The sequence below is a fragment of the Planctellipticum variicoloris genome, assembly GCF_030622045.1.
GTDB lineage: Bacteria > Planctomycetota > Planctomycetia > Planctomycetales > Planctomycetaceae > Planctellipticum > Planctellipticum variicoloris.
The window spans coordinates 5736678-5754437 of record NZ_CP130886.1; the positions used below are offsets into that span (position 1 = coordinate 5736678).

The 17760-nt window shown below is 64.0% G+C and carries 13 protein-coding genes; 4 read left to right on the forward strand and 9 right to left on the reverse strand.

The window, feature by feature from the left end; translation table 11 throughout:
• Window position 1 precedes the first annotated feature (1 nt).
• Together SH412_RS22365 and SH412_RS22370 are read left to right on the forward strand one after the other, a co-directional pair.
• Window positions 2-1528: a hypothetical protein gene (locus tag SH412_RS22365; protein WP_336520248.1), complete on the forward strand. Its 1527-nt coding sequence runs from the start codon at window positions 2-4 to the stop codon at window positions 1526-1528.
• A gap of 243 nt (window positions 1529-1771) precedes the next feature.
• Window positions 1772-2071 carry a (2Fe-2S)-binding protein gene (locus SH412_RS22370; RefSeq protein WP_336520249.1) on the forward strand — a complete coding sequence of 100 codons (300 nt, stop codon included), beginning with the start codon at window positions 1772-1774 and terminating at the stop codon, window positions 2069-2071.
• 196 nt (window positions 2072-2267) lie between these two features.
• Here the strand turns inward: SH412_RS22370 and SH412_RS22375 are convergent, their stop codons facing one another.
• From SH412_RS22375 to SH412_RS22385, 3 genes are all read right to left on the reverse strand, one after another.
• Complete coding sequence (locus SH412_RS22375; protein WP_336520250.1) at window positions 2268-2495, reverse strand: hypothetical protein; 228 nt, start codon at window positions 2493-2495, stop codon at window positions 2268-2270.
• Window positions 2496-2710: 215 nt separating this feature from the next.
• Window positions 2711-4165 carry a DUF1501 domain-containing protein gene (locus SH412_RS22380; protein ID WP_336520251.1) on the reverse strand — a complete coding sequence of 485 codons (1455 nt, stop codon included), beginning with the start codon at window positions 4163-4165 and terminating at the stop codon, window positions 2711-2713.
• 251 nt (window positions 4166-4416) lie between these two features.
• Window positions 4417-7857 carry a DUF1553 domain-containing protein gene (locus SH412_RS22385; protein WP_336520252.1) on the reverse strand — a complete coding sequence of 1147 codons (3441 nt, stop codon included), beginning with the start codon at window positions 7855-7857 and terminating at the stop codon, window positions 4417-4419.
• Between the two features lie 305 nt (window positions 7858-8162).
• Between SH412_RS22385 and SH412_RS22390 the strand changes: the two genes are divergently transcribed.
• A complete protein-coding gene (locus tag SH412_RS22390; protein ID WP_336520253.1) occupies window positions 8163-9329 on the forward strand; it encodes a type IV pilus twitching motility protein PilT in 1167 nt (388 codons plus the stop codon).
• Window positions 9330-9388: 59 nt separating this feature from the next.
• On the opposite strand, the gene SH412_RS22395 is transcribed toward SH412_RS22390, so the two are convergent.
• From SH412_RS22395 to SH412_RS22410, 4 genes are all read right to left on the reverse strand, one after another.
• Window positions 9389-10138 (reverse strand): basic secretory protein-like protein, encoded by a 750-nt coding sequence (locus SH412_RS22395; RefSeq protein ID WP_336520254.1) that lies wholly within the window; start codon window positions 10136-10138, stop codon window positions 9389-9391.
• 100 nt (window positions 10139-10238) lie between these two features.
• The gene (locus SH412_RS22400; RefSeq protein ID WP_336520255.1) at window positions 10239-11354 is read right to left on the reverse strand and encodes an alkaline phosphatase family protein; all 1116 of its coding nucleotides are present in this window, start codon (window positions 11352-11354) and stop codon (window positions 10239-10241) included.
• 128 nt (window positions 11355-11482) lie between these two features.
• Complete coding sequence (locus SH412_RS22405) at window positions 11483-12883, reverse strand: DUF1501 domain-containing protein (RefSeq protein ID WP_336520256.1); 1401 nt, start codon at window positions 12881-12883, stop codon at window positions 11483-11485.
• A gap of 152 nt (window positions 12884-13035) precedes the next feature.
• The gene (locus tag SH412_RS22410; protein WP_336520257.1) at window positions 13036-13284 is read right to left on the reverse strand and encodes a hypothetical protein; all 249 of its coding nucleotides are present in this window, start codon (window positions 13282-13284) and stop codon (window positions 13036-13038) included.
• Window positions 13285-13828: 544 nt separating this feature from the next.
• Here SH412_RS22410 and SH412_RS22415 point away from each other — a divergent pair.
• A complete protein-coding gene (locus SH412_RS22415) occupies window positions 13829-15112 on the forward strand; it encodes an adenylosuccinate synthase (protein ID WP_336520258.1) in 1284 nt (427 codons plus the stop codon).
• Between the two features lie 75 nt (window positions 15113-15187).
• Here the strand turns inward: SH412_RS22415 and SH412_RS22420 are convergent, their stop codons facing one another.
• Window positions 15188-17188, reverse strand: a complete 2001-nt coding sequence (locus SH412_RS22420; RefSeq protein ID WP_336520259.1) for an AAA family ATPase — start codon at window positions 17186-17188, stop codon at window positions 15188-15190.
• 116 nt (window positions 17189-17304) lie between these two features.
• The gene (locus tag SH412_RS22425) at window positions 17305-17742 is read right to left on the reverse strand and encodes an RbsD/FucU family protein (protein WP_336520260.1); all 438 of its coding nucleotides are present in this window, start codon (window positions 17740-17742) and stop codon (window positions 17305-17307) included.
• Window positions 17743-17760 lie beyond the last annotated feature (18 nt).

A 17760-nucleotide genomic window follows, 5' to 3' on the forward strand; every position in this document is an offset into this window, starting at 1 on the left:
CATGACCATCCCGACATTTCCCTGTCCCGCCTGCCATGCGGTGCTCCGCGTGCGGGATCGGTCGTGGGTCGGGCGCGAAATCGACTGCCCGGAATGCAAAACCCGACTGGCGGTCCTTGGCCTTTCCTCACAGGGCTGGGATGTCCGCCTTGCAGCCGACCTGCACGTGAAAACGCCGACAGCGGCGATGACTCCCGCCGTCGTCCTCGCCCCCCTCGCCAGCTCGCGGCAATCCTTGAGACGGGGACTGGGTTGGATCGGTGATCGCCCGATCGTTGTCGCCTGGCTCTCGGCGCTTCTCGTCGCCGGGGTCGCCGTGACGGTCGTCGTCCTGCAGAGCCGCCCGACGGTCGTCGCCGTCGCCCCCCCGCTCGCCGGGCCGCAGGCTCCCAAAATCGCGCCCGAGCCCGATCAACCTGTGGTTTCCGAGTTCGCGGAACCCGCGGCCGCCGGGCGGCTGCGACATTTACTGTCCCGTGTCACGAGCTACGTCGATCAGACCGGCAGTTATCCTCTGGCGACGCGCAAGACCGACAATCGACCGCCGCAAGCAGGATTCAGTTGGCTGGCGCAGCTTGAGCTTCAGCAATCCCCCCGGATCGCCGCCCCGCACCCATCAACCGAATGGTCGGATCCCGCCAACGATCCGTTTGTCCGTCGGCAGATCCCCGACTTTCTCAATCCCGATGTGAGCGAAGTGGTCGATGGCGATCGCCGGCCCGTAACGCACTTCGTCGGCATGACCGGCATCGGCCCCGATGCCGCCGAACTGCCGCTGGTCGATCCGCGGGCCGGCATGTTCGGCTACGACCGGCGCGTGACGCAGGATGATCTCGTCGATGGCGCCGCGAATACCTGGATGGTGGCCGGCGCCACCCGGCAGCTCGGTTCGTGGGCCGCCGCCGGAAATGCGACGCTCCGCAGCCTGACCCAGGAACCCTACGTCAACGGCCCCGACGGACTCGGGACCGGCCAGGCCGAGTCGATGCTGATTCTGCTCGCCGACGGCAGCGTCAAAACCGTCTCCCGCAACATGGAACCCGGACTGCTCCGGCGGATGGCGGCGATCGGCGACGGCCTGCCGCTCGATCTCGCGGTCCCTGGCGAACCCGGCGATCGGAAACGGCTGACGCACGATCTCCAATGGGCGATCGCTTACGCCGGCAACCCCGAGTCCCCCCCCGCCGACGCGCTGACGCCTTCCCGGCAGATGATTCAGCCCGTCAAAGTCTTCGACCTCCAGGCGGCTCTCGCTCAGCCCTTGCTGCAGTTCGAGCAGGCGCAGCCGGTCGCTGCCCGCGAACTCGTCTTCCTGCTCGAAGAGCTGGTCGGCGCTCCCATCCGCGGCGTCGACGACCCGGACATCGCCCCGCTGCTCGACAAACTCCTCGCGATCTCGCTGACCGAAGTGACCGTCGGCGATCTTCTCGCCCAAGTGCTGCAGGAAGCCGGCGTGCGCTATGAAGTCGAAGCCGAGGGTCTACGGCTCAAGATTGCGAATCCAACCGATTCGGTCGGTAAACCCTAGACTCGTGCAGCAATTCAAGCAGATGAGATCTTATATCGGGGTGGCCGGGGTCGGCAGCTTTAGGCCGCCCCCAGCAAAATCGCGAAATACCGGGGGCTCGAAGACTCGACCCCGGCCACCCCACAGTATGCTCTCGCGGTTCAGCGGCACTGCAAGAGAGCCGGCCGACGGGACTCGATCTCCGGGCGCGTGTTCGGATTTCGAGTTTCGGAGTTCGTGCTGCTCCCTCCAGGAAGAGACGACGTGGAACTCGACGATACGATCTGTTACTGCTTCCACATTTCGAAGCGGAAGATCGTCAATTTTATCCGCGTGCATAAGCCGCGCGTGGCCAGCCAGCTCAGCGAATGCGGCGGCGCGGGAACCGGCTGCGGCTGGTGCGTCGCCTATCTGAAGCGCTATTTTGCCGAGTCCCAGGCCGGGATCGCTCCCGACGCCGCTGGCCTGACTCCCGCCGAGTACGCCAGGCAGCGTGCCGCCTACATCAAAGCCGGCAAAGGGAAACCTGCCCCCGGCGCAATCCCGCTGCCGGATGAAGATTAGCCCGAATCATTCACGCCGTTCCAATACAAATCCCACCCGCGGGAAACGATTCCATCCGCGGACGAGGACGTCCACCGTACGCAGGGCGACTTCCGCAGGACGGACGTCCTCGTCCGTCCGTAACTTTTCTTCTCATTCCCAGGCGGGGCCTGGGAATGAGAAGACGTCCCCGTTTACCTGACCATCGAGCGTCTTGTCAGGCGACTTCTTCATACCAGACTGAAATCAGCCACAGGGACAGCCCCATGTCGCCGCTCGCGGATTGTCGGACGTCAACGATCTTGATCTTGGGGTTCTGCGACAACCAGACGTTGATCTCGTCCTCCAGCTCCTGCGCGTTTCCAAACGACTGAAGTTTGTCCACCCCGCCCTTGGGATTCAAAGAATGCTCAGGACGGTTCTTCCAGAACAATTTGACTCGCATGGCGGATTTCCTCGGACTCCAAACTTCGGCCGCCTGGCAGGGTTTTGACCGCCGAAGTGCAAGAGAGGTTCATTGCACATCTCGTTCCCAGACTCCGCCTGGGAATGCCTCTTTGGACGCTCTGCGTTCTCTTCATCGCTCGTTCACTCGCAGCAGACGAGGCGGAGCCTCGGAAGAGGGCGTTCCCAGGCTCCGCCTGGGAACGAGGAAAGTCCTTAGCTCACAACCTCCCGCACCACCTTCCCATGCACATCGGTCAGCCGGTAATCCCGGCCCTGGAACCGGTAGACCAGCTTCGTGTGATCGAAGCCCAACTGGTTCAGAATCGTCGCCTGCAGGTCGTGAATGTGGACCTTGTTCTCCGCCACCGAGAACCCGAGATCGTCCGAAGCTCCGTGCGTATAGCCTCCCTTGATCCCGCCCCCCGCCATCCACATCGAGTACACGTCAGGGTAATGGTCCCGACCCAGAATGTTCCCCCCCGCGGTCCGGCCTTCCCGGAACGGCGTCCGCCCGAATTCGCCGCCGCAGATAATCAGCGTCTCGTCCAGCAGCCCCCGCTGCTTCAGATCCTTGATCAGGGCCGCGACCGGCTTGTCCATCGTCGCGCACTTGCGGGTCAGGCCGTCCCGGATGTCCTCGTTGGGGCCGGTTCCGTGGAAGTCCCAGCCCCAGTCGAAGAGCTGCACGTACCGCACCCCCTGTTCCACCAGCCGGCGGGCCAGCAGGCAGTTGTTCGCAAAACTTGCTCCGCCCGGCTGCGCTCCGTAGGCCTCCAGCGTCTCGGTCGACTCCTTCGTGATGTCCATCACCTCGGGAACCGACATCTGCATCCGGTACGCCAGCTCGTACTGCGCAATCCGGGTCAGCGTCTCGGGATGCCCCAGCTCTTCCGCCTGCAATTGGTTCAGATCCCGCAGCGCATCCAGACTCTTCCGCCGGAGGTCCCGATCCATCCCCGCCGGGTCCGACGCATACAGCACCGGATCCCCCTTCGACCGGCACTGCACCCCCTGGTAGACCGACGGCAGAAACCCGCTCCCGAACGAGTTCTTGCCGCCGTTCGGCTGCACGCCGCTGGAAATCAGCACCACGAATCCCGGAAGATTTTCGTTCTCCGAACCCAGGCCATACGTCGCCCAGGCTCCCAGCGAAGGCCGGCCCGAACGGGGCGAACCCGTATACAGCAGCAGCTCCGCCGGCGCATGGTTGAACTGGTCCGTCGTCATCGAACGGATCACGCACATCTCGTCAGCGACCGTCTGCAGGTGCGGAATCGCGTCCGACAGCCAGACGCCCCCTTGACCGCATTGCGTAAACGTCCGCGGCGTCCCCAGCAGCTTCGGCGTCCCCGAAGTGAACGCGAACCGCTTCCCCTTCAGAAACTGCTCCGGACACTCCTCGCCGTTGTGCTTCACCAGCTCCGGCTTGTAGTCGTATAGATCCAGGTGGGGCGGCGAACCGGTCAGGTGCAGATAAATCACCCGCTTGGCCTTCGCCGGCAACGGCGGATCCTTCGGCGCCAGCGGGTTGATGACCCCGCCAGTCTCGCCGCGGACGGCCGTCTCGCCCCCCAGGGTCGCCAGAGCCAGCGCCCCCAGCCCCATCGAAGAGCGCTGCAGGAAGTGCCGACGAGTCCCGAGCTGCAAGTGTTCGAGGCAGGGATGCATGGGAGAAACTCTGTTATTGGTTATTGGTGGTTTGTCAGTTGTCCGTGGTCAGTTGTCTGTCGCGGGAGCCGACAGTTGTCCGGCAGGCCGAGTCTTCGAGGCCCGTACGATGGACGTCCTCGTCCGTCGGTCTTGTGAGACGCTGAGAAGAGGTCGACGGACGAGGACGTCCATCGTACGAAACTGTGGTCCGAAGCTTTCCTCTCTTTCGACATTCCGCCTTCGACATTCGACATTCGACATTTCTTCTCTCACCGCTTCATCAGCATCTCATCCAGATTCAGCAGCACGTTCCCCACTACCGACCACGCCGCCAGGTCGACCACATCCACTCCCGCCGGGGACGGGCCGAGCGGCTCGGTCGCCATCTTCATCGCCAGGTCCGGATGGTCCCGGAACCCGGCCGCGGTCTCGTCGTGCAATCGAACCAGCCGTGCCAGCTCTGCGGGATGCGGCTCCCGCGACGTGCAACGCCGGAAGGCGAATCGCATTCGCTCTTCCGTCGTCGCCCCCCCCTCAGCGAGCGCCAGCCGGGCCAGTGCCTGAGAGGCTTCGATATAAACCGGGTCGTTGAGAGTCACCAGCGCCTGCAGCGGCGTATTCGTCCGGACCCGACGGAGCGTGCACGTCTCGCGGTTTGGAGCGTCGAACGTCGCCATCGAAGGATACGGACTCGACCGCCGCCATGTCGTATAGAGCCCCCGCCGGTACTTGTCTTCCCCGCCGCTCGTCTGCCAGTCGATCCCGCTCCCGAACGCCGCAGACAGTCCCAGCGATGGCTGAGGCGGCTTCACGGGCGGGCCATACAATTTGTGGCTCAGCAGCCCGCTGACGGCGAGCGCCTGGTCGCGAATCATCTCGGCCGACATGCGGAACCGCGGGCCGCGCGCCAGCAGCCGGTTGTCGGGATCGAGTTGCACGAGTTCGGGCGTCACCCGGGACGACTGCCGATACGCCGCAGAGGTCACGATCTGTTTTACGAACGCCTTCAAATCCCAGTGCATCGCATGCAGTTCGGTGGCCAGCCAGTCGAGCAATTCGGGATGGGACGGCTGATCTCCCTGTGAGCCGAACTCCTCGCTCGTCGCCACGATCCCTGTCCCGAAGATCGACTCCCAGTACCGGTTGGCGATCACCCGGGCCGTGAGCGGGTTCTGCTCGGTCACCAGCCACTTCGCCAGCGCCAGCCGGTTGAGCGGTTCGCCCGCAGGTGGCGACGGAAAGACCGCCGGCGTCCCCTCAGATACTTCCTGCCCCAGATCCATGAAGTTGCCGCGGTGCTGCAGCTTCGTGACGCGGTGCTTGTCCGCCGGCAGATCCCGCATGATCGGCACCGTGACCGGCGGCATGTCGTTGAGCGACTTCTGCAACTCCGCCACCCGCGACCGTTGCGTCGCCAGCGCCGGCGTCACCGCCAGGAATTGTTTCGTGATCGCCGCCCGCTCCTCGGCCGTCCGGTCGGCCTCCGACCTCGCCGTGATCGCGTGCAGGACGGCCGCCGGCGTGGCCGCCCGTTCGCCGGCCCGTTCGTCATCGGTCACCGACAGCCGGAACGAACCCAGCAGATGCCCCGCATGCTTCGACTGCTGCTCCAGCGTCACCTGCAGGGTCGCTCCCGCCGGGACGGACACCGGAGTCGATGTCAGCAGGGTCAGAACATGCGGAGCGTCGATTGCCCCGCCGACGGCCCAGCCCTTCTCAGCCGGCTTGTCGTTCTTCAGCACTTCCTGGGCATTGAAGCCCGGCTGCATGTAGTCCGCGATGGCCGACGTAAAGGCCACTTCGCGCACGCCGCTGACCGACAACGCCTGTTGCGGATTCGGGATCTCGTCGACCATCTGCTGCCAGATCGTCTCCCGCGCCGCATTCAGCACGGAGACTTTGAATCCTTTGATCCGACTCTCCGTGTCGCCATCGGTCCGGTTCCAGATCACAATCCGCTCCAGCGGCTGATCAGCCTTCAGATCGACTTCCCACCATGGATCATCCGTAATCGCGCAGTGCGTGACCGAGTTCTTCGCGTAATCTCCGTCCGTGTTCCCGTCGATGCCCCGCCCGGCGTCGCCACCAAAGTCGGTCGAACTCTGCGACGCCTGCCCCTTCAGGGCCAGGTTTTCGTCACCGCGGAACGCCTGAACTTCCGCCAGGTGCAGAATCCGCTGTTTGCCCGGCAGCTCGACACGCACGTAACGCCCGATTGCGGCGGTTCCGCCCGGCGGAACCAGGTTCACTTTCACGCCCGTCAACACAAAGTTTCCGCCGGCCAGCCCCGAATTGCTCGCCGTTTCCAGCTTCAGCGCCCGCAGCGTCCCTTCGAGCGCCGGCAGCTCCAGTCGATAGACGTCCGTGTCCGCCTTCTCGGACGCAGACACCACAGCATCGCTGTTGATCTCGATCGGCTTCCCGGATTCCCGCTTCGCCTGGGAAGGAATCAGCCCGATCCAGGTGAATTCCGCCGACAGTCGCTCCATCCACTTCTGCTGCTCGATTGCCAGCTCCGGCGTCAACGTCTGCAGCGTCTGCTGCAGCCCGGCGATCTCAGCCTCCCACGCCTGCCGCTGCTGCTGCTGCTCGGGCGTAAAGATCGACAGCAGCGGGCTCTCGTCGCGCCGGTCCGCGTCCTCCGAATGGTTGAAGAACGCGAACAGCTTGAAGAACTCCTCCTGCGACAGCGGGTCGTACTTGTGACTGTGGCACTGGGCGCAGGCGATCGTCGTTCCCATCCAGACCGCCATCGTCGTGTTGACGCGATCGACGATCGCGACGTTGCGGAACTCCTCATCGTTCGTCCCACCCTCGCTGTTGGTCAGCGTGTTGCGATGGAACGCCGTGGCGATGAGCTGGTCGTTCGTCGGGCTCGGCAGCAGGTCGCCCGCGATCTGCTCGACCGTGAACTGGTCGAACGGCTTGTTCTCGTTGAACGCCTTGATGACGTAGTCGCGATACAGCCAGATCGTCCGCGGCGGGTCATCGGCATACCCCGCCGAGTCCGCATACCGGGCCAGATCCAGCCACTGATGCGCCCAGTGCTCGCCATACGCAGGCTTCTCCAGCAGCCGGTCGACCAGTTTTTCGTAGGCGTTTTGACTCTCGTCCTGCAGGAAGGCGTCGACCTCGGCAATCGTGGGCGGCAGCCCCGTCAGATCCAGCGACACCCGGCGGATCAGCGTCGCTTTGTCCGCCTCCGGCATCGGCTGCAGCCCCTCGCGTTCCAGCCGGGCCAGCAGAAAGCGGTCGATGTCATTCCGCGGCCACTTGGCGTTCTTCACTGCAGGAATCGCCGGCCGGACCGGCGCGGCGTACGACCAGTGAGTCGCGTAGGCTCCCCCTTCACGGACCCAGCGCTCCAGCAATTCCTTTTCCCGCTCGGTCAGCTTCTTCCCGGTTGCCGCCGGCGGCATCACCTCGTCCGGATCGCGCGACAGCACCCGGGCCACCAGTGCGCTCTGTTCCGGATGCCGCGGCACGATGGCGAAAGAGCCCCCCTGGTCGGCGGTCGCCCCTTCGGCCGTATCCAGCCGCAATCCGTCCGTTCCTCCTTTGCGCTCGGCGGCGTCCGGGCCGTGGCACTGGAAGCAGTTGTTCGACAGGATCGGCTTGATGTCGCGGTTGTAGTCCAGTGGGTCAGCGGCGAACGCTCTACCGGAAGAACTCAACAAGACGACTGCAAGCATTCCGACCAGGCGCAGCATGACGGCGAATCCCCGAGGCGCGGACGTGACGACGTGCGATCGACCGCCGGTTTCCCGACGAAAATCGCAACAATCCATTTTGATGCGTCACCGGGGGGCCGTAAAGGCCGCGGGCGTGAGAAGACGGGGCACTGTCCGAGTTCACCCTGCAGCTTATGCAGGGTGAATTTGGAAAGGGCCTTGAGGCGGCGTTCACCCGACCTTGCTGATTGCCGAGCGGATGTGGTTCAATCTTTGGAGAGAGTCGTCGGATTCCGCCGACGGCGCTCGACTTCTTTTCCGTCCAATTCCCGGGGCATTCGTCGATGAGTGGTTCTCCAGCTCCTGTCGCGTCGAAGTTCAGCACGATCCGTCTCGGTTCGACCGCCAACAACGACCTGCCGGTCAACAAGCTTTTCCGGGCATTGATTGAGAACAACGGCTCCGACTTGCACCTGCAGGTGGGAAAGCCGGCGATTCTGCGTGCGCGGGGCGACCTCAAAGCTCTGAACATGCCTCCGATCACCGAAGAGCAGATGAAAGAGCTCTGCCTGCCGATGCTGGACGAACGCAACAAGGAGATTTTCTTCACGACGGGGGGGGCGGACTATGCGCACGTCGTGGAGCACAAGGGCGAAACGTGGCGTTTCCGCGTGAACATGTTCATCCAGACCGGCAAGATGGGCATGGTGAGCCGAAAGGTCGAACGGTCGATTCCCAACTTCGAGGGACTTTACCTTCCCCCGATCATGCAGGATTTGTGCATTTACGATCAGGGGATGGTGCTGCTGGCGGGCGTAACCGGATCGGGCAAGTCGACGACGATCGCGTCGATGCTCGACTGGATCAACCACAACTACGGCAAGCACATTCTGACGATTGAAGATCCGGTCGAATTCGTCTACACGCCCGACAAGTCTCTGATCAACCAGCGCGAGATCGGGCCCGACGTGAGCGACTTCCACACGGCGATGAAGCACGCCGTGCGTCAGGACCCCGACATCATGCTCGTGGGCGAAATGCGCGACCGGGAGACGTTCGAAACGGCCATGCACGCCGCCGAAACGGGGCACCTCGTGTATGGAACGATTCACGCTTCGAGCGCGCCATCGACGATCGGACGTATTCTCGACCTCTTCCCGCAGAGCATGCACAACGCCCTGCGGTCGTCGATGGGCTTCAACATGAAGGCCATCGTGGCCCAGAAGCTGCTGAAGACGATCGTCGACAAGCCGAAACGCGTGCCGATCTGCGAAATCATGCTCTTTACCGGCATCGTCAAAAAGCTGATTCTGGAGCACGAAGACGAGAAGCTGCCGGCGGCGATGCGGATCGGCAAGGCGGACGGCATGCAGCAGTTTAACGACAGCCTGCACCACTTCCTCAAGCTGGAATACATCAGCCGGGCCGACGCGTTTGAAATCTCGCCCAACGCGGAAGAGCTGAAGATGATGCTCAAGGGGATCGACGTGAAGAGTTCGGGGATTCTGTAGGGCAGCCGTGTGGGATCGCAAGAACCGGATCGTCAGAAGATGGTGGGCGGGAGCCTACCCTACTGGCTCAGCTCTTCGACGCAAGCCTCCCACAGTTCATCCACCGTCTTGCCGGTTGCCGTCTGGAAGTCCTCCAGCCGGAACTCCCGGTCCTGCATGTGGCGGTGGAGCGTGTCGACGGTTCCCGGATGCTTTTCCTCGATCCAGACGAGGAAGCGGGCGGTGACGCCGTAGCTGTTGGTGTAGCTCTGCCGGGATGACAGTCGATCGGGGAAATTCCAGCCGGGTTGCTTCTCCGGTCCATACTGCTTGCGAGCGTAGTCGGCGATCCCTTCGGTGAGCCAGCCGGGATTGGAATCCGGATAGGCCTGGACGGCGTGGGTCAATTCGTGCGTCAGCAGGCCGATGTCGTCCGGGTGGGCTTTGAGCCATTTGATGCTGACCGTGACGCGATCGCCGCTGCAATGGGCGGGGATGTCGAGTTTCGGATCGAAGGTCAGCCGGATCTTGCGCGGAGCCTTCCGGGTCGGGTGCTCGAACCGTGTGAGCAGCTTCGGGTAGCACTCGTAGTACAGCGTGGTCAAGCGGCCGGCGATCGGAGCGAACTCGGCGTCGACCGGGCCTTCGAGGATCAGTGTCAATTTCGGCTCGGTCTTGACGGGAGCCGAGGCGTCGGCCGGCGGTTCGTCGCTGCAGGCCGCGGCGCTGATCGCCCCGACGAGGAGCAAGCGGAGCAGCGCTTGACCCGTGAAACGGAGTGTGCGCAGCGAGATTGGCGTGGAGTTCTCCGACTGTCCGGTGTCGCGCATCGGCCGGCCTCGTCAACAGCCTGGAATCTGGCAGAATTATGCGTGCGTCGTCAGTACGCCGGCCGAGTCTACAGCAGGACTCAGCCCTGGGGAGTGCGTGCTATCGGGATTGCGGAAGGACATCCCGAATCGCTGTTCCGGCGCGCGGCTCATGCGCGGAGTAATCTTCGCCGAGCAAGGCGGCGAGAGTCGCTGCGACCTGGCTTTGAGTGACCGGCTCGCACTCTTTGCGTTCTCCCAGCGGCGGCGTGTCGGGGCCGAGAAACGCCATCCACATCTCCTCGGCGCCCTCGATTGTTTTACCGTGGTTGCGCCAGTTGACCGGGCCGGTTCCGCGTCCGTGATCGGTGGTCAGGATGAACGTTGTCCGATCCCGGTATTCGTCCATCGACTGCATCTGTTCCCAGAGCCGCTGAATGTAGCGGTCGACGGCATTGGCCGAGTGGAGCAGATTGTCGTAGCGTCCAGCGTGTCCCCAGGCGTCCGTCTCCAGGAACCCCACGAAAAGGACGCGGGGTTTGTGTCGCAGCAGATGCTCGCGGGCCGCCTGATAGAGCATGGAATCGATGACCTCGGCCGCGTTCGGACGGGTCGTATCGGTGATCAGTTCGTTCAACAGCATTTGACGAGGGTTTGGATCGAGTTCCGGGACCGATTCCCAGCCGCCCATTACGGGAAACCCACATCGCTCGCGGTTGATGATGAATGGCGTGACGTCCCAGGCACTGAAGGCGGCGACTTTGCCGTCATAGGCGGGTTTGCGATGCAGCCACTCCAGGACGGTGAAGTTCTCGTTCGGTTTCTTGGCGTTGCTGTCGATCCGGGGGTCGGCAAACCCGGTCAGAATCTCGTTGTAACCCGGATACGAAAACTTCATTGTGTTCGTGATCTGGGAAGAACTTCCCCGCAGCCGGTTGCCGTAAATCTGCCCCTCGCCGCCGAATTTACTCCACAGAAACGGCATGAGCGCAGCCCGTCGTTCCTCCGGGGTTTCGCGCCAGTAGGCTTCCTCCAGCGCCTTCGCATCGGCCACGCCGCCGTGTTCTTTGCTGATCAGCTCTTTCTCCGCGCCGGTGAAGACTTCCTGCCAGCGCAAGCCATCGGTCGTGATCAGGACGATGTTGCGAGTCTTCAGGTCTTCCGCCCGCGTCGCCGCAGCAAGTCCGAACAGCAGCAGAATGCCCATGACCGCCGGACGATAGAGGCGCTGATCCATGTTGATTCTCCAGAATGACGTGATCCCCATCCTCGCGGTTTCTCGCGGGCATGGTTGCAAGCGGCAATGTCCGATTCCTCGCGTCTCGCGACACGATATCGGACACGCAGAGCGAGGCACCAGCCCGGTCAGGCGAGGATCTCGCTGAGAACTCGGCCGCGGCTGAGGGGCAGCGGACGTCCGAAGGGATCGTGGTACTCGGTTCCGGGAGGCAGTCCCAGACACTGAAAGATTGTGGCGGTGATGTCTTCGGGTCGTACGAGCCCGGACTTGGGAAAGGCGCCGATTTCGTCGGATTCGCCGTGAACGACGCCGCCACGGATGCCCCCGCCGGCAAGAGCGACGGAGAAGACCGAGCCCCAGTGATCGCGGCCGCCGCGGGCGTTCATACGGGGCGTCCGGCCGAATTCGGTCAGACAGACGACCAGCGTTTCATCGAGAATGCCGCGCTGCGACAGGTCGTCGAGCAACGCCGAGAACGCCTGGTCCATCGGGGGACAGAGGACATTCTTCAGTCGGTTGGCTTCGCCGGCGTGGGAATCCCAGCAGGGGGCGTCGGAGGGCTCGTCGGGGCCGCGATACCAGTTGACCTGGACCAGGCGGACGCCGGCCTCGATAAGCCGGCGAGCCAGCAACGTGCTCTGGCCGAACTCGCTCATTCCGTATTGCTCGCGGACCTGGGGCGTCTCCAGATCGAGGCGGAATGCGCTGCGGGAACGTTGCGTCGCCAGCAGATTGAAGGCCCGGCCGGACAATTCGCTGTAGCGTGCGGCGAGGCCGGCCCGTTCGACCTGCTCGAACCGCTGGTTGACACTTTCCAGGAGCGAGCCCCGGCGGAGCAGGCGGTCGGAGGTGATTTCGACCGGGAGGCTGAATTCGGGAATCCGGAAATCCGGGTCAGCCGGTCGGCAGCGGAAGAGCCAGGGATCGGCCGAAGGCCCCAGGAAACCGCCGTCCTGTCCGGGCCAGACCGAGTTGTCCGTATTGAAGATGTGGCACGGCAGGCGGACGCAGCCGGGGAGATCGCCGCGCGGCGGAGCGGCCTGCTGAACGAGCGTGCCGAGAAACGGCCAGTCGTTCGGAGCGCCGGGGTTGGCGTTTTCCGCATTCATGGGAACGTGCGGATGCCCCGTGAGCATGTAGTAGCCGCTGGACGAATGGGCGTTGTCGGTCGTCGAAACGGCCCGCAGAACGGCCAGGTGGTCGGCGCGTTGGGCCAGCCCCGGCAGCAGCTCGCTGTAATATGTGCCGGGGACGGCGGCTGCAATCGGGGAGAAGATGCCGCGGATTTCCGGCGGGGCTTCGGGCTTGGGGTCGAAGGTCGAATGCTGTGGGGAGCCCCCCATCAGGAAGAGGACGATGCAGGACTTTGCGGAGCGGGGAGCCGACTCGGTGGTTTTGGCGAGGGCTTCCCGGGCCAGCAGTTGCGGCAGCGACAGCCCGAGTGCGCCGAGACCGCCAGCCTGGAGCACGTCCCGGCGAGTGAGGCCGTCGCACAGTCGGGGGCCGCGGTCGCGGAGAGTCAGCATAGGAACGACGCCCGGTCTCGTAAGCGAATTTTGATGCGTTACTGAAGTCTAGCGGACGAATGGGGGTGGGAAAAGGGGAATGCCAAAGGGCCGGCGGAAACAGGTTCCGCCGGCCCATAAAAGTGTTGGCTGGTCTGTCGGTTCCGATCGTCTTAGCGTCCGAAGAACATCTGGCGGAGGCGTTCGTTCTTGCGGCGCTCCATTTCCATGAGCCGTTGGAAGAAGCCCTGGGACTGGACTTCCTGCGGCTGCACGGCGGCCTGCTGCGGGCTGTACTGCGGTGCAACGGGCTGTTGCTGAGAGGTGGCCTGGCGGCTCGCTCGCGCCCGGAGGCCGGCTTCGCACAGGGTCGTGCTGGCCAGCACGACGGTTGCTGTCAGGGCAAGAGTCACATGCTTCATGTCGTTTGCTCCATTTCGAGTCAGGAAACTGCGGGACTGCAGGGGACAAGTCCCGGGTGTGTGAGGAAAGTCTACCCGCTGCCAACTGACTCGCCGCGACAATCTGTGGCTGTTCCCCGAAAACGTGGCCGGCACACTGCGGCCTCTACGCGACGCGCCGAAGTTGTGCGGCCTGCGGTCGGATCGAGATTGATTCAAGCTGGGCGATTTCAGCCCTGAGGGGAGGGCCATGATCGGCGATCACGAAGTGCGCCGCGGGGCGAAGAGTTTTCGCAGCCGATACGGTCGGCAGCTCGGAACGATTCCGCAGACTCAGCCAGCGGGCCGCAACCGAGCCAGACGTTCTGTCAGGCGCGGTATGAGCCGCGTGGTCGCTGCGGCACTTGCGACAATCGGGAGAAATCGCCGGGGCCGAGTCTGTCGGGATCCAGACCATTTTGCGCGAACGTGACGCTCCCGTCCCGCCGGCCGATCGGTTATAGTCGTTCGGTTGCGCGCTCGTGCGAGTGCATCCCTGGTTGGCTTCTTGCAGAAAGCGTTTTCCGTGTCAGTGACTGCCGTCGTCGGGCTCCAGTGGGGTGATGAAGCCAAGGGCAAGATTGTCGACCTTCTTACGGACGAGCACCAGATTGCCGTCCGCTATCAGGGAGGGAACAACGCCGGCCACACCGTCAAGTTCGAGGGGCAGACCTACAAACTGTCGCTGCTGCCGACCGGCATTCTCCGGCCGGGCGTGACCGCCGTGATCGGCAACGGCGTGGTGGTCAATCCGGAAGCGCTGCTCAAGGAGATGCAGGGGCTGACCGATCGGGGCCTGCCGGTTTCCGGGGACAACCTGCTGGTCAGCGACCGGGCGCACGTCATTCTGCCCTATCACATGGCCGAAGAGGCTGTGCTGGAGAAGAGCCGGAAGGGCGAGGCGATCGGCACGACGATGCGCGGGATCGGGACCTGCTACAGGGACAAGGCGGGGCGGACGCACGCGATCCGCGTTGGCGACCTGTACCGGCGGGAGACGCTCAAGTCCCGGCTGGCGGAAATCGTCTCCCAGAAGAACACCGTGATTCAGGCGTTTGATCCGTCGGCGACGCCGCTGAATTCCGACGAGATCTACGCCAATGCGATCGCCGCGGCGGACAGGCTCCGTCCGCACGTCGTCGACACGACCGCCTGGCTGCACAAAGCGCTGGCGGCGAACAAGAACATTCTGTTCGAAGGAGCTCAGGGGAGCCTGCTGGATATCGATCACGGCACGTTCCCGTACGTGACATCTTCGAACAGCTCTGCCGCCGGGATTCACTCCGGCAGCGGCGTCCCCGAGCGGGCGATCGGCCGGATGATCGGCGTCGTGAAGGCGTATACGACGCGCGTCGGCGGCGGTCCCTTCCCGACCGAACTGGACGACCCCATCGGCCAGCACATTCGCGACGTCGGCCACGAATACGGCACGGTGACCGGCCGGCCGCGACGCTGCGGCTGGTTCGATGCGGTCGCGTGCGGCTACGGGGCACGGATCAGCGGCGTCGACCAGATTTCGGTCATGCTGCTGGATGTGCTCGCGCAGCTCGACGAGCTGAAGATCTGCGAGGCCTACGAGATCCGGGGCGAACGGACGACCGATTTTCCCAGCCACGTGGACGATCTGGAGGCCGCGAAGCCCGTTTATCGGACGGTCCCCGGCTGGAAGCAGGACATTACCGGCGCCCGCAAGCTGTCGGACCTGCCGACCGGGGCTCGCCAGTATGTCGATACGGTTTCCGAACTGATCGGCAAGCCGGTGGCTTTCATCTCAATCGGCCCGGATCGCGAACAGACGATTGTGCTGTAGGTGCGTTGATGGTTGATCGTTGATGGAAAGACGGGAGGAAGACTTCCGGTTATCTGACGATCAACGATGCCCCCCTTACTCCGCGGCTCCCGCGAGCTTGATGCGGCCGATGCGGGCCAGGCGGTGATGGTGGACCGGGTGCGGGGCCGTGCGGAGCGAGACCGGGAGCCAGCAGGGGCGGGGGAGTTTTTCGTCGGTCGGCTCGACGATCGGCGGGAGCTTGAGTCCGGCGGGGATCGCCTGGTAGCGTTCGATGTCGACCGGGTGAAAGTAGAGCCGTTTTGAGGCGACCAGATCCTTGATCAGCTCGCACAGGTCCTGGCTCATACCGGTCCAGAGGACGGTATTCGGGTTGCTGCGAAGGGCCAGGCCGAAATCGGCGGCGACGGGCATGTAGGGCTCCAGCGCCCGCTGCAGTTCGGGCAGCAGAGTTTCTCCGTTGCTGCGAACGAACTCGACAAGAGCCCCTTTGAGCTGACCGTGGACGGCGAGCTGGGCCCAGGGGGGCAGATCCTTCGGCGCGACGGCTTCTTCGTCGTCGCCGAAGATCCGCTTTTCTTCGTCAAGCATTTCGGTGACGCGGCTGTCTGAGGTCGCCCGACGGCAACGGGCTTCCGCCCACTGCCGCAGCTCGAAGACCTTTTCTTCCATCGTGACCGACAGGGGCACGGTGCTGCGTCGCGCGCGTTCGAGGTCTTCCTGGGCGACCACGCGGCCGTGGCCGAAGGCTTCGATGAGGGCGGTCACGACGATCTGTTCCAGTTCGGCGCCGCTGAAGCCTTCCGTCTGCTGGGCGAGGGCGGGCAGGTCGAACAGATCCGGCTTCCAACCCCGCTTGCTGAGGTGAATCTCCAGGATGTTGCGGCGTTCGTGATAGTTCGGCAGGTCGATGAAGAAGAGCTCGTCGAACCGGCCGCGCCGGAGGAGTTCGGGGGGAAGCTGGTGGACCGAGTTGGCCGTGGCGACGACGAACACCGGCTTGCTGATCTCGCTCATCCAGGTCAGGAAGCCGCCAATGAGCCGGGACATGGTGGCGTCGGCGCTCTGGTCCCCTTCGAGCCCTGCAAAGCCCTTTTCGAGTTCGTCGAGCCAGAGGACGATGGGAGCGATCGATTCGACGAGCGCCAGCACCTGGCGCAGGTTACGTTCGGACTCGCCCCGGCCGCTGCTGAGCAGATTGGCGATGTCGAGCCGGATCAGGGGAAAACTCAACAACCGGGCCGTGGCGCGAGCGGTGAGGCTTTTGCCGCAGCCCTGGACGCCGAGGAGCATGACGCCTTTGGGGAGGGGGATTCCTTGTTCTCGGGCGCGAGGGGAATAGGCTTCGGACCTGCGTCGGAGCCAGTCTTTGAGCTGATCGAGGCCGCCGACGTCGGCGACTCCTTCGTCGAGATCGTAGAAGTCGAGCAGATCCGACCCCGAAGCGAGCGCCCGCTTCTCGGCGATGAGCGTGGTGAAGACTTCCTCGTCAAGCACGGCTTTGCCCATCAGCGCCCGCCGCCAGGCCTTCCCCGCCTCGGCCACGGTCAGGCCCATCGCGGCCTTCAGAAGGCGATCTTCGTCGTCGGCTGACAGAAACAGCGGCGTTTCGACATCTTCGCCGAGCTGTGTGACGACGTCGTCGAGTTCGGCCTTCAGGTCTTCGTAGTCCGGCATCGGGAGGTCGATGCGGACGGACGCCTTTTCCAGGTCGGGGGGAACTGCGGCGACGGGGCTCATCAGCAGCAACGTCTGACGCGACGCTTCGAGCAGCGGGGCGAGGTCCCGAAGTTTGCGGAGCAGCTCGGGATCGTCGAGATAGGGTTGCAGGTCTTTCAGCAGAAAGACGTGATCGGGAGGGTAGCTTTCGAGACAGCGCAGCATTTCAATCGGCGTCAGCGGACCGGCGGACTCCGTGGAAGGGGGTGGTTCCAGTCCGCGGGTCACGGTCCAGGTGACCAGCCCGCGCTCGATTTCGAGCGACAGATCGGAAATCGCCCGCTCCCAGCGGTCTTCTTCGTGGGTCCGCAGGAACAGCAGCGGATACCCGGCGAGCAGACGGGCCTGCAGATCGGCGAGAGCAGTCGCGGTCGGCATGGGGGACATCCGGGGGAATTACTATTGGTCAGTTGTCAGTTGCGAAAAACAAACGCAGGCAGCGACTTCACCCCACTGACCACTGACCACGGGCCACTGACAACTGACCACTTCCGTCAGTCCGTCAGCGTGGCGATGCCCTTTTTGATCAGGATGTTCGCGTAGATGGCGGTCTCGCCGGTGGCGACGATGGCGTAGGCCCGGCGGGCGAGGTCGTAGAAGGCGAAGCGATCGACGGGGGTCAGCGGGATCGTCCGGCCCGTCGAGCGGCGAACGACGGCGCGGTAGTCGGACCAGATCGGCGGTTCGGGGGTCTGGGGATCGACGGGCTGCATGACATTGATCGGGTCGGGGACGAAATCGTCGACCGGCAGCAGCCGCAGCACGGCTTCCAGGAGCTGCGGGGCGGCGATGCCGTCGGCGCGGACGATGCGCTGCGCATGGGAATCCGCCGGAAAATGAGCGTCGGCAAAGACGATCGTGTCGCCGTGGCCCATGCGCATCATCACGGCGAGCAGATCGGGTGAAATGACGGAGGGAATGTGGTTGAGCATGGTGTCGCGCTGAGAGGA

Excerpts from the sequence above, each read along its gene's own strand:
- SH412_RS22365 (WP_336520248.1), top strand. The coding sequence starts at position 2 with ATGACCATCCCGACATTTCCCTGTCCCGCCTGCCATGCGGTGCTCCGC.
- SH412_RS22375 (WP_336520250.1), bottom strand. The coding sequence starts at position 2,495 with ATGCGAGTCAAATTGTTCTGGAAGAACCGTCCTGAGCATTCTTTGAAT.
- SH412_RS22380 (WP_336520251.1), bottom strand. The coding sequence starts at position 4,165 with ATGCATCCCTGCCTCGAACACTTGCAGCTCGGGACTCGTCGGCACTTC.
- SH412_RS22385 (WP_336520252.1), bottom strand. The coding sequence starts at position 7,857 with ATGCTGCGCCTGGTCGGAATGCTTGCAGTCGTCTTGTTGAGTTCTTCC.
- SH412_RS22390 (WP_336520253.1), top strand. The coding sequence starts at position 8,163 with ATGAGTGGTTCTCCAGCTCCTGTCGCGTCGAAGTTCAGCACGATCCGT.
- SH412_RS22395 (WP_336520254.1), bottom strand. The coding sequence starts at position 10,138 with ATGCGCGACACCGGACAGTCGGAGAACTCCACGCCAATCTCGCTGCGC.
- SH412_RS22400 (WP_336520255.1), bottom strand. The coding sequence starts at position 11,354 with ATGGATCAGCGCCTCTATCGTCCGGCGGTCATGGGCATTCTGCTGCTG.
- SH412_RS22405 (WP_336520256.1), bottom strand. The coding sequence starts at position 12,883 with ATGCTGACTCTCCGCGACCGCGGCCCCCGACTGTGCGACGGCCTCACT.
- SH412_RS22410 (WP_336520257.1), bottom strand. The coding sequence starts at position 13,284 with ATGAAGCATGTGACTCTTGCCCTGACAGCAACCGTCGTGCTGGCCAGC.
- SH412_RS22420 (WP_336520259.1), bottom strand. The coding sequence starts at position 17,188 with ATGCCGACCGCGACTGCTCTCGCCGATCTGCAGGCCCGTCTGCTCGCC.
- SH412_RS22425 (WP_336520260.1), bottom strand. The coding sequence starts at position 17,742 with ATGCTCAACCACATTCCCTCCGTCATTTCACCCGATCTGCTCGCCGTG.